Source organism: Brevundimonas sp. A19_0, from assembly GCF_017744255.1.
In the GTDB taxonomy this organism is placed as follows: Bacteria; Pseudomonadota; Alphaproteobacteria; order Caulobacterales; family Caulobacteraceae; genus Brevundimonas.
In genome coordinates, this window is sequence record NZ_JAGHQP010000009.1 from 91,619 (window position 1) to 100,894 (window position 9,276).

General features: G+C 67.8%; 11 protein-coding genes. 7 read left to right on the forward strand and 4 right to left on the reverse strand.

The annotated features are described in order from the left end of the window. Position 1 precedes the first annotated feature (1 nt). Together J7346_RS09900 and J7346_RS09905 are read left to right on the forward strand one after the other, a co-directional pair. Positions 2-1,228 (forward strand): NAD(P)/FAD-dependent oxidoreductase, encoded by a 1,227-nt coding sequence (locus J7346_RS09900; protein ID WP_209119753.1) that lies wholly within the window; start codon positions 2-4, stop codon positions 1,226-1,228. Positions 1,229-1,488: 260 nt separating this feature from the next. Then, entirely contained in the window at positions 1,489-1,800 is a 312-nt protein-coding gene (locus J7346_RS09905) for a zf-TFIIB domain-containing protein (RefSeq protein WP_209119754.1), read from the forward strand. A gap of 6 nt (positions 1,801-1,806) precedes the next feature. Here the strand turns inward: J7346_RS09905 and J7346_RS09910 are convergent, their stop codons facing one another. Then, the gene (locus J7346_RS09910) at positions 1,807-3,519 is read right to left on the reverse strand and encodes a hypothetical protein (protein WP_209119755.1); all 1,713 of its coding nucleotides are present in this window, start codon (positions 3,517-3,519) and stop codon (positions 1,807-1,809) included. Positions 3,520-3,698: 179 nt separating this feature from the next. Between J7346_RS09910 and J7346_RS09915 the strand changes: the two genes are divergently transcribed. The 5 genes from J7346_RS09915 to J7346_RS09935 all read left to right on the forward strand — a co-directional run bounded on the left by J7346_RS09915 (position 3,699) and on the right by J7346_RS09935 (position 7,239). Then, positions 3,699-4,403: a response regulator transcription factor gene (locus tag J7346_RS09915; protein WP_209119756.1), complete on the forward strand. Its 705-nt coding sequence runs from the start codon at positions 3,699-3,701 to the stop codon at positions 4,401-4,403. After that, entirely contained in the window at positions 4,378-5,991 is a 1,614-nt protein-coding gene (locus J7346_RS09920) for an ATP-binding protein (protein ID WP_348521490.1), read from the forward strand. Before J7346_RS09915 ends, J7346_RS09920 begins: the two co-directional genes overlap by 26 nt. Positions 5,992-6,053: 62 nt before the next feature. Continuing rightward, a complete protein-coding gene (locus J7346_RS09925) occupies positions 6,054-6,437 on the forward strand; it encodes a serine kinase (RefSeq protein WP_348521491.1) in 384 nt (127 codons plus the stop codon). A 107-nt stretch (positions 6,438-6,544) separates the two neighbouring features. After that, positions 6,545-6,949 (forward strand): PTS sugar transporter subunit IIA, encoded by a 405-nt coding sequence (locus J7346_RS09930; RefSeq protein WP_209119758.1) that lies wholly within the window; start codon positions 6,545-6,547, stop codon positions 6,947-6,949. Further along, complete coding sequence (locus tag J7346_RS09935; RefSeq protein ID WP_209119759.1) at positions 6,946-7,239, forward strand: HPr family phosphocarrier protein; 294 nt, start codon at positions 6,946-6,948, stop codon at positions 7,237-7,239. The genes J7346_RS09930 and J7346_RS09935 overlap by 4 nt, the downstream gene beginning before the upstream one ends. Positions 7,240-7,248: 9 nt before the next feature. Here the strand turns inward: J7346_RS09935 and arsC are convergent, their stop codons facing one another. The 3 genes from arsC to J7346_RS09950 are packed head-to-tail and all read right to left on the reverse strand — an operon-like array spanning position 7,249 to position 9,070. Next, the gene (gene arsC / locus J7346_RS09940) at positions 7,249-7,647 is read right to left on the reverse strand and encodes an arsenate reductase (glutaredoxin) (RefSeq protein ID WP_209119760.1); all 399 of its coding nucleotides are present in this window, start codon (positions 7,645-7,647) and stop codon (positions 7,249-7,251) included. Next, positions 7,644-8,699, reverse strand: coding sequence for an ACR3 family arsenite efflux transporter (gene arsB / locus J7346_RS09945; protein WP_209119761.1), 1,056 nt, complete (start codon positions 8,697-8,699; stop codon positions 7,644-7,646). Before arsB ends, arsC begins: the two co-directional genes overlap by 4 nt. A 5-nt stretch (positions 8,700-8,704) precedes the next feature. Then, entirely contained in the window at positions 8,705-9,070 is a 366-nt protein-coding gene (locus tag J7346_RS09950) for a metalloregulator ArsR/SmtB family transcription factor (protein ID WP_209119762.1), read from the reverse strand. Positions 9,071-9,276: the final 206 nt, after the last annotated feature.

A 9,276-nucleotide genomic window follows, 5' to 3' on the forward strand; every position in this document is an offset into this window, starting at 1 on the left:
CGTGTCTTCCACGGATGTCGATGTCCTGATCGTCGGAGCCGGCGCCGCCGGCATGATGGCGGCCATCGAGGCCGGACGTCGCGGCCGGAGCGTGCGCATCATCGACCATGCCCGGGCGCCGGGCGAGAAGATCCGTATCTCGGGCGGCGGGCGTTGTAACTTCACCAATCTCGGCTGTGGCCCGCATGCCTTCCTGGGCCGCAACCCGCGCTTTGCCACCTCGGCCCTGAAGCGCTTCACCCAGCAGGACTTCATCAAGCGGGTGGATCAGGCGGGCATCGCCTGGCACGAAAAGACCCTCGGCCAGCTGTTCTGTGATGACAGCGCCAAACAGATCATCCGCATGCTGACGGACCAGATGCGCGATGCAGGCGTCGCTCTGTCACTGGGGCTGTCGGTGGATCGGGTGACGCGGGAGGCCGACGGCTTTGTCCTGTCCCTGTCGGACGGCACCACCCAGCGGGGTCGCTCTCTGGTGCTGGCGACCGGCGGCAAGTCCATCCCGAAGATGGGGGCGACGGACTGGGCACTGGACACGGCCCGCGCTTTCGACCTGGCCGTGACCGAAACCCGTCCCGCGCTGGTGCCCCTGACCTTCGAGCCCGGCTTTCTTTCGCGATGGGAGGGTCTCTCGGGCGTGTCGGTCGAGGCCGAGGTCGCCCATACCTTGCCGAAGGGCGCGCCCCGGACGGGCCGCCCCACCGGCACCACCCGGTTCCGCGAAGGCCTGCTGTTCACCCATCGGGGCCTGAGCGGCCCCTCCATCCTGCAGATCAGTTCGTACTGGCGCGAGGGCGAGGCCATCCGCCTCGACCTTGTGCCGGAGGTGGCCACCTTCGACTGGCTGAAGGCCCAGAAGCAGGCCGAGGGCCGGCGCCAGGTCACCACCATCCTGTCGCGGATCGTGCCCCAGAGGCTGGCCGAGCGAATCGCCGCCCACCACGGCCTGTCAGGCAATATGGCCGACCTGCCCGACAAGGTGCTGGCGCGGCTGGCGGAGCAACTGAACCAATGGACCGTCACCCCGGTCGGCAGCGAGGGCTATCGCACCGCCGAGGTCATGCTGGGCGGGGTCGATACCGCTGAACTGGACCAGACGACCATGGAAGCCCGGCGCGTCCCGGGCCTGTTCATCATAGGCGAGGCGGTCGACATAACCGGCTGGCTGGGTGGCTATAATTTCCAGTGGGCCTGGAGTTCTGGCTGGGCGGCAGGACAGGTCGTCTGATGGAAGGTCGCCGCCGGGCCTGTGACGTCCTGTCACCTTGTTCCGTCGCGTAAAGCCGGAGAGATTGGCGACGCGGGACGGGCCCCTCTGGCACGTTCCGGGGCCCCCCTCGTCCTCCGCCCCGGGATGTGTGATGTCGGACCGCATCGGGTGCGCCCGGTGTCGGTCCTGACCCCATTCAGACGATACCGGCACCGGGTGCATTTGCTTCCTGATCAACGGCCTGCCGCAGAGCAGGCGGTCCCGTGCCCGGAGAGACCATGCCCCTTCTGATGTGCCCCAATGACAATTCCGCCATGCAGACGCTGGAGCGCTCTGGCGTCCAGTTCGACATGTGCCCCGCTTGCCGGGGGGTATGGCTGGATCGGGGCGAGCTGGAAAAGCTGATGGCGTCCGCTGCTGACGAGGGCAGGGCGACGGCCCCGGCCGCCCCTGCCCCGGCGTGGTCCGCGCCTCCGGGACGGGTGACGCATCGGGACGACCCCTATCGTGATGACCGGCGCCATGACGACCGGAGCCGCCCGCGCAAGAAGAAGCGCGACAGTATTTTCGAGATTTTCGACTTCGACTGAGCCGGCTCAGGCCGCGAGGCCCGCCGTCCGCATCAGTTCGCGAATGGGCTCCAGCTCGGCCGGGGTGGAGCCCAGTTCGGCCCGCACCTTGGGGTGACGCAGCAGCTTCAGCGCCTCGGCCCGGGCACGGTCGGTCACCGGACCCTGCGGACCGGTTTCCCCGGCCGCCAGTCGCAGCAGCACCTGCAGCTTGTGGGGCACCGACACGGGCGCGCGGACCATCTGGTCGATCAGACGGGCCGCCCGTTCGACCGAGGCCCCGACCTTGCCCAGCGCTTCGCAGATCTGGCCCTCATCCGTGTCGGACAGATCGACCTTGCGCGCCGCCCGCTGGAGTCCGGCGAGGGTGGCCAGCACCTGACCCGGGGGCGTATCGCCATTGCGCATCTCGGTCTCGAACCGCAGCGAACTGAGGCAGGCGTGCAGCCAGCGCGCGGCGGACCGCTTGTTGGCGGCACCGGTTACGTTTTCGCACAGGCGCATCAGATGCTCGGCCTCGCACAGCACCGTGCTGCACGGCTTGACGAAGGCGGCGACGAAATCCGCCGTGATCAGGCTCTTGGAGCGCTCGGTGAAGGCCTCCTGCACCTCCTCCAGCGTCAGCAGGCGCCCGGCGGTCGCCGTCAGCGACACCGCGAGCGCCCGCAGGATGTCGATCTCGCCCTCCGGATCGGTCGGCCGCAGGCGCCGGGGCGAGCGCAGTTCGCGCAGGACCATGCGCGCCAGCGCGGCCGACAACAGCGGATATTCCGCCCCCTGCAGGCGCATGCCCAGCCGCCGGGCGGGGCCCTCTATCGACGGGATCAGCAGGCGCAGGCGATGGTCCTGGGCGATCAGGGCCTCGATCTCCGTCGGAGCAACCATTCGCACCACGGCCGCGAGGCTGGCGCCCTGGTCCAGAGACGGCCCGAGAATGTCGGCCAGGCTGGTGCGCTGGGCCATCATCTCGCAGAGGATCTGCTCGATCGCCACCATGACGATGGCGCGCGGCGGACCGTCCATCGGCGCGGCATCGGCCATGTCCATCAACCGGTCCAGTCGTGCACGGGCCCCCTTCAGGTCCTTCAACTCACCCGAGACAATCCCGCCCATAATGAAGGCGCGATCCGCAGTCCCGGCCAGCCGGTGGGCCAGATCGGCGAGCGAGCGCCCCTCCAGCCCCGGAAACCGCTGCGACCGGCCGGCCGCCACCAGCCGCTCGATCGCAGTGTCGGCCAGCTTCTGGTAGTGGCGGATCAGCTCGTGGACCGGCTGGCCGACCGCCTGGCTTTCGGGAACGGAGACCTTCTGGACGGCATGCTGAAGCTCGACGCCCGAAGCTTCGAGCACCTCCGCCAGATCCGGGCGATGCAGCAGTTCGAAAGCCGTGATGCCGCGCCGGGTCAGCCAGTCCTCCAGCACCCGGCCGATCAGCTCGCGGGCATGGGGCGTGTAGAAGTCCTGCACGCCCGAACAGCGTGGACCGACTTCCTCATCCGGAATGACGCGCTTCTTGCGGACCTCGGGTGCGCCCCGGGTCAACACGGTGACGCTGGAGAACTCCATGGTTTCGGAGTCGAGCGTCTCCTTGGTCACGCGGACCGCCACGGCACGGTTGTCGGCCAGAGTATCCTCGGCGGTCTCGATGGCGTGGGTACGGCTCTCTGTCGCCATCAGCAGGGCCCATGGCGCGGGGGCGGTCTTTCGGATGAAGACTTCGTAGTGAACGGGGCCGGCCATGATACACCTGAGAACGCAACTGGCCTCCGTTGTGCCCCATGAGGCCTTAAGGCGGGGTTTCGCTATGGCGACACGGGCCGACGCGCCCTAATGTCACCGCGATTGCATCCGAACGGTTACGCTTGCTGCGCGTTGGATCGTCTGGCGGCGTGCCGCGCCGAACCTCTGAGGAGTAAACCTTGGCGAATATTACCCTGGTCGACGACGACGAGAACATTGTCGCCTCCGTGTCCCTCGCGCTCGAAAGCCACGGACACAAGATCACGGCCTATCATGACGGGGCCTCGGGTCTCGAGGCGCTGCTGGCCTCCCCGCCGGACCTCGTCATCCTCGACGTGAAGATGCCGCGCATGGACGGCATGGAGGTGCTGCGCAAGCTCCGCCAGAGCTCGCAGATCCCGGTCATCATGCTCACGTCCAAGGACGAGGAGATCGACGAGATCCTCGGCTTCAACCTCGGCGCCGACGACTACATTCACAAACCCTTCAGCCAGCGGCTGCTGCTGGAGCGGGTGAAGGCCCTGCTGCGTCGTTCGGGCATTGGCGTGGGCGAAGGCGAGGGGGCCGGCGACAGCGCCGCGCGCGCCATCCGCCGCGGAAAGCTGACCATGGACCCGGCCCGCCACGAGAGCACCTGGGACGGCAAGCCGGTCAAGCTGACCGTCACCGAGTTCCTGCTGTTGCAGGCCCTGGCCCAGCGCCCCGGTTTCGTGAAGAGCCGCGATAACCTGATGGACGCGGCCTATGACGACCAGGTCTATGTCGACGACCGCACCATCGACAGTCACGTGAAGCGCATGCGCAAGAAGTTCCGGGTCGTCGATCCGGAGTTCGATGCCATCGAGACCCTGTACGGCGTTGGCTATCGATACCGCGAAAGCTGATCCCGGCGAGGCGCGCGAGGACCGGCCCCGGCCGCGGCGCCTGGTCGGATCGCGCCTCGGCGCGCTGATCCTTGCCCTCAATCTGCTCAGCCTGCTGATCCTGTTCGTGGGGGCCCTGGCCCTCAACGAATGGCGGCGGGGCCTGATAGAGGCACGCCAGGACGCCCTGACCGCCCAGGCCGAGCTGCTGGCCAAGGTTCTGGGCGACCGTGACGCCACCCAGGGCGTGCCCTATCCGGCGCTCGATCCGTATGAGGCCGGGCTTGTGCTGCGCGACACCTTCGTGCCGCGCAATCAGAGGGCGCGCCTGTACGATGCCGACGGCGCGCTGGTGATCGACAGCTATGAGGTCTCCGATACCATCCCCGGCCGGCCGCTCGAGCCCGCCCTTCCCGCCGGCAGCCCTCCCGCCGAGGTCGATCCAGAGCAGACCCGCCGGGAATCGGCCCGGCTTGAGGAAGCCCGCAGGGCCCTGGCCGGCGAGGTCGAGGCGGCCCTGACCGGCGAACCCCAGGCCCAGCTCAGACGGTCCGAAAGCGGCGACCGGGTGGTCTCGGTCTCGATCCCCGTCCGGCATGTGGAACAGGTGTTGGGCGTGCTGACACTGGAGGCCGCCGACGTCGACGAAATTCTGGCAGCCCAGCGCGCAGCCCTGATGCCGTTTGCCATCGTGGCGCTGGTCGTGTCGCTGTTTTCGTCCCTGCTGCTCCACCTGTTCGTGGCGCGCCCCGTCATGCGGCTCTCGGCGGCGGCGGACAGCGTACGTCTGGCCCAGACCCGGGCCATCTCCCTGCCCGATCTGGAGGAGCGCCGCGACGAAATCGGTGACCTCGCCCGGTCGCTGGAGACCATGACGCGCGCCCTGTCCGACCGGATGGAGGCCATTGAGCGCTTCGCCGCCGACGTCTCGCACGAGATCAAGAATCCCCTGACCTCGATCCGCTCGGCGCTCGAGACCCTGCCGCTGGTCAAGGCCGAGGCCCAGCGCGAAAAGCTGACCGCCCTGTTGCAACAGGATGTCCGCCGGCTGGACCGTCTGATCACCGACATCTCCAATGCCTCGCGGCTGGATGCCGAGCTGGCGCGCGACCGGCCGCGTACCCTGGACCTCGCGGCCCTGCTCACTGACATCGTCGATGTCTACCAGACCTCGCCCAAGCCGGGGGATGTACCGCTTGAGCTGACCATTGAGACGCCAGGGCCGACCCGCATCATCGGCCGCGATGGTCCACTGGGTCAGGTGTTGCGCAATCTGATCGACAATGCCCGCTCCTTCAGCCCGCCGGACGGGTCCGTGCGGATCATTCTGGACCGGCTGAACGAAGCTTCGCCCCTGTTGCGCATCCGGGTCGAGGACGATGGCCCCGGCATCCCGGAGGAGAATCTCGAGACCGTCTTCCAGCGCTTTTATACCTCACGGCCCAAGGGGACCGTGTTCGGCACCAACTCCGGCCTCGGCCTGTCGATCGTTCGCCAGATCGTCGAGGCCCACGGCGGCGAGGTCCGGGCCGAGAACATCGTCGACCCCGAAAGCCCCGACCGGGTGGCGGGCGCCCGGTTCACCGTCACCCTGCCGCCGCGCGCGTGACGGGTCCGGTCCAAATCCAGACCACAGTGGTCGCCCGCCCGTCTCCCGATGGATGGGTCGGCGTGGCCCTCAGCGGGCCTCCGGGGATGGGCAAGTCAGGACTGGCGCTGGCCCTTATCGGACGGGGATGGCGGCTTGTGGCCGACGACGGGGCGCTCGTCTGGACCAGCGGCGGGCGGCTGTGGGCCCGCGCACCCGAGCCGACCCGGAGCCTGATCGAGGCGCGGGGGCTGAGCATTCTGTCGGTACCCTGTCTGGACCACTGCCGGCTGGCGCTGGCCGTCACCCTGACCGCCGAAGAGCCCGAGCGACTGCCCGAGCCGACGCAAACCGTGTGGCTGGATACAGCGCTCCCGGCCCTCGCCCTGCGGGCCCACAGCACCGCCGCTCCCCGCCTTGTAGCGCTGGCCCTCGCAGAGGCTCTGCGGCGACCCGCCTCACCTTGATGCTTTAACCCGGGCCCGCTTTGCCCTATCAAGCGCGGCTTGTGGCCCGGACCGGACGTCCCGGCCGGGGATGCTGTCGGGGCGGAAGCCGTCGTGGTGAAGGCTGTATGATCGGGCTTGTGATCGTAACCCATGGCGGTCTGGCGTCGGAGTTCCTGGCGGCCATGGAGCATGTCGTCGGGCCGCAGCGCGGCGTCGCGGCCATCTGCATCGGGCCGGACGACGACATGGAGCGCCGCCGCCGGGACATCGTCGATGCCGCAGGGGCGGTCAACGACGGGGACGGCGTCATCCTGCTGACCGACATGTTCGGCGGCACGCCCTCCAACCTCGCCATTTCCGTCATGGAAGAGACTCACGCCGAGGTCATCGCCGGGTTGAACCTGCCCATGCTGATCAAGCTGGCCAGCGTGCGGGGACGCGAGCCGATGGAGGCGTGCGTGGCCCACGCGCAGGACGCCGGCCGCAAATATATCTCGGTCGCCTCGTGGGTGCTGTCGGGGGAAAAATGAGCGACGCCGACACCCCGCCGACCGCCAGCACCGTCGTCGACATCTGCAATTCGCGCGGCCTGCACGCCCGCGCCTCGGCGAAATTCGTGAAACTGGCCTCGGAGTATGAGGCCGACATCCGCGTGACGCGCGACGGCGTCACGGTCAATGCCCTGTCGATCATGGGCCTCCTGACGCTGGGCGCCGGCAACGGTTGCGGCCTGACGATTGCGGCCGAGGGGCCGGATGCCGAGGCGGCGGTCGCCGCCCTGCGCGATCTGGTGGCCCGTCGCTTTGACGAGGATCAATAGGCACCAAGCCTATTTGCCGACGATCTCGCCGTCTTCCTTGACGAAGCGCGACGGCGGCTGATCCAGCATATCCAGCACCCGCTCCGACGGGCGGCAGAGGGCGGCGCCCTTCGGCGTGACCACGATCGGGCGATTGACCAGCACCGGGTCCTCGACCATCGCTTCCAGCAGGATCTCATCGCTGACGTCGTCGGCGGTCAGTCCACGGTCCTCGGCCGAGGTGCCCCGCACCCGCAGCAGACCCTTCAGCCCCTCACCCGTCCGTTCGGCCAGATCGGTCAGTTGATCGGCCGTCCAGCCGGTCTTCAGATACTCGACGACCTTCGGCTCGACCCCCGAGGCCCGGACCATTTCCAGCACATTGCGCGACGTACCGCATTTCGGGTTGTGATAGACGGTGACGGTCATGGACGGGGCTCCTTCTGGACGCGTTGGACCGCGCGGCCTGCCTCATACCAGTCGCGCGAGCGGTTCACGATAGCCACCACCGACAGCATCACCGGCACTTCGATCAGCACCCCGACGACGGTCGCCAGTGCCGCGCCCGAGCCGATCCCGAACAGGCCGATCGCCGCCGCCACAGCCAGCTCGAAGAAATTGCTGGCCCCGATCAGGGCCGAGGGGCCGGCCACCGAATGCGCCTCCCCCGTCAACCTGTTCAGCCCATAGGCGAGGCCCGCATTCAGATAGACCTGGGTCAGGATCGGCACGGCCAGCAGGGCGATGACCAGCGGCTGGGCCAGAAGCTGCTCGCCCTGAAATCCGAACAGCAGCACCAGGGTGATCAGCAGGGCGGCCAGCGACACAGGCTGGATACGGGCCAGCGCCCGCTCATACAGGTCCTGCCCCCGGGCCAGCAGCAGGCGGCGGATGATCTGGGCCACCACCACCGGCGCCAGAATATAGAGCAGCACCGACAGCGTCAGGGTCGACCACGGCACGATGATTGCCGAGAGCCCCAGCAGCAGGCCGACAATCGGGGCAAAGGCCACGATCATGATGGCGTCATTGAGCGCTACCTGGGTCAGGGTGAAGTGCGGCTCGCCCTTGGTCAGATGGCTCCAGATAAATACCATGGCCGTGCACGGCGCCGCCGCCAGCAGGATCAGCCCGGCGATATAGCTGTCGACCTGATCCGCAGGCAGCCACTCTCGGAACAAGCCGCCGACGAACAGCCATGCCAGGAGCGCCATGGAAAACGGCTTGATCGCCCAGTTGATGAATAGCGTCACGCCGATGCCGCGCCAGTGGCGGCTGACCTGGCCCAGGGCGGCGAAATCGATCCGCACCAGCATCGGCACGATCATCAGCCAGATCAGCACCGCGACCGGCAGGTTGATCGCGGCGATCTCCATCCCGCCCAGCCCGGCAAACACGTCCGGCATCAGGGCGCCCAGCCCCACACCCACGACGATACAGAGGGCGACCCACAGGGTCAGATAGCGTTCGAAGATCGACATGGCGCTCAGGCAGCTCCGGGCCGGGCATCCGGCGGACAGCAGGACATCCGCAACAGCACATCGCCCAGCGGCGCGCAGATCTCGGGCGACCCGTCACAGCAGTCCTCCATCAGGAAAGCCAGCAGCTCGCTCATCCGGCGATAGTCGGCGGCATAGATGATGGAGCGCCCGTCGCGCACGGAGGTCGCCAGCCCGGACCGCGTCAAGATGGCCAGATTGTTCGACAGGGTGCTGGGCGCCATGCCGACGGCCTCGCCCAGGCGGCCGGCAGCCAGACCCTCCGGACCCGCCTTGACCAGCGCGCGGAAGAGGGCGAGTCGGCCTTCATGCGCGAGGGCCGACAGGGTTTCGGAGGCGGAGATCATTTCCATATTTGGCGAATAATGGAAATATTGCGCATGGACAAGCGCGGGGATCGCACTGCCGGTATCATAGAGAAAGGAAGACGCCTGGTGGAGCCGAGGGGAGCATCGATTGGGCTGACGCTTCCTCACGGTCTTTCTCCGATTCCTGATCGTCTTCGACCGTCATCGAGCGTGCTCCTGGATTTCAATTTCGACTTCTCGGACTCCGTTCA